The sequence below is a fragment of the Arenibacter catalasegens genome, assembly GCF_002909235.1.
Taxonomy (GTDB): Bacteria; Bacteroidota; Bacteroidia; order Flavobacteriales; family Flavobacteriaceae; genus Arenibacter; species Arenibacter catalasegens.
In genome coordinates this window covers 1-1,346 of sequence record NZ_PHQQ01000074.1, presented here as the reverse complement: position 1 = coordinate 1,346, position 1,346 = coordinate 1, and the positions used below count along the sequence as shown (strand labels likewise).

The 1,346-nt window shown below is 39.2% G+C and carries 2 protein-coding genes; both read right to left on the bottom strand.

Annotated features, from left to right (window positions below; genetic code table 11):
* Window positions 1-40: 40 nt before the first annotated feature.
* On the bottom strand, window positions 41-877 hold the full coding sequence (locus CWD90_RS22895) for a DDE-type integrase/transposase/recombinase (protein WP_157941316.1): 837 nt from the start codon (window positions 875-877) through the stop codon (window positions 41-43).
* Window positions 878-879: 2 nt separating this feature from the next.
* Complete coding sequence (locus CWD90_RS22890) at window positions 880-1,293, bottom strand: transposase (protein ID WP_239986603.1); 414 nt, start codon at window positions 1,291-1,293, stop codon at window positions 880-882.
* Window positions 1,294-1,346: the final 53 nt, after the last annotated feature.

Sequence of the window (1,346 nt, the reverse complement as noted above, 5' to 3'; positions counted from 1 at the left end):
TGTCCATGCCTATATAGCATTGACCGCTTTTAGTTGAATGTTAATATACATTTATTGATTCTTTTTTCCTTAAACATCTCTTTTTATTTTCAAATTCTACCGGGTTCATTTTTCCTATTGAACTGTGGGGTTTTTCTGTATTGTACATTTTTACTGCCTTAGCAGTCATTTTAACCAGTCCATCAAAGTTTTTAGGGGCATAATGCCTTACATAGTTGTTCTTTATGATCCCGTTGAGCCGCTCGGCATTCGGGTTCTCATAAACTGATATCCCCATACTGTTGCGTATCCTTTCTCTGGATGTAACCTTTCTAAAATCATTGGAATAATATTGTCCGCCTCCGTCTGAATGAAAAATCAACCCATTTAATACTATATCTTTACGGCTCTTGATCGCTTTGATCAGGGCAGGTATGGTCGTATATTTTGTCCTTAGGCTACGACTTACATTATGACCTACGATCAACCGGGAATAAAGATCCATTATAAAAGTGATGTAATAAAAAACATCCCCTATCCTATAGTAGGTTATATCGCTCACCCAGATCTGGTTGACACCGTCCAACTCAAAACCCTCAATAAGGTTGTCAAAGCGTATGACACCTGAGGAGTCTGTAGTGCGCCTGAAGGCTCTTTTAATCTGAACCCCATAGCCCATCGATTGAAAACAATGCTCAAAGGCATCCCTGCCCACAAAATCTGGTGCTATAAGCCTGTGAAGATCCCTAAGGTTCATCCCGGGATGGTCTTTTCTGACTTCCATTACCACAAGTTCTAGCTGTGCCATTGCCTCATTTTTTGACATTTGCCTATCCAACTTTGCGTGGAAAGACTGCTTGCTCGTACCTATGGCAGTAAAGAATTTATTTAAGCTCATGTTCATTCCTTTACGGTGTTCCCAGAACCAGACTTGGGTTTTGAACCAGCTTTTTTTTTAATATCGATGCCCAGGTCATCTTCGGCTATCTCTATAAGCTTCTCCAGAAAATCGACCTTCATCTGTTTCTGGCCAACGGCTTGCTCGAGCTCCCTAATCCTTGCCTGCAGCTCTTTTACCTTCTTTGTGCTACTCATAGGTTCTATTATTTGCCTGTACCCTTTCTGATACAAGATAGAATATTTATAGACCCATTTATATATAGCAGTAGTGGAAACACCATAAAGAGTTGAAATCTCCCGAACGCTAAATTCGTTGTTCTCAATACGTTTTACCATATCCTTTTTAAACTTCTCACCAAAATTACGAGATAATCGTTTGTCAAAACTCTTTTTAAAACCTTCTAAATTTGCCATTTTTGATCAGTTTTATACAACCTTAAACGGTCAACGTATTTCAGGCATAGACA

Excerpts from the sequence above, each read along its gene's own strand:
- CWD90_RS22895 (WP_157941316.1), bottom strand. The coding sequence starts at position 877 with ATGAGCTTAAATAAATTCTTTACTGCCATAGGTACGAGCAAGCAGTCT.
- CWD90_RS22890 (WP_239986603.1), bottom strand. The coding sequence starts at position 1,293 with ATGGCAAATTTAGAAGGTTTTAAAAAGAGTTTTGACAAACGATTATCT.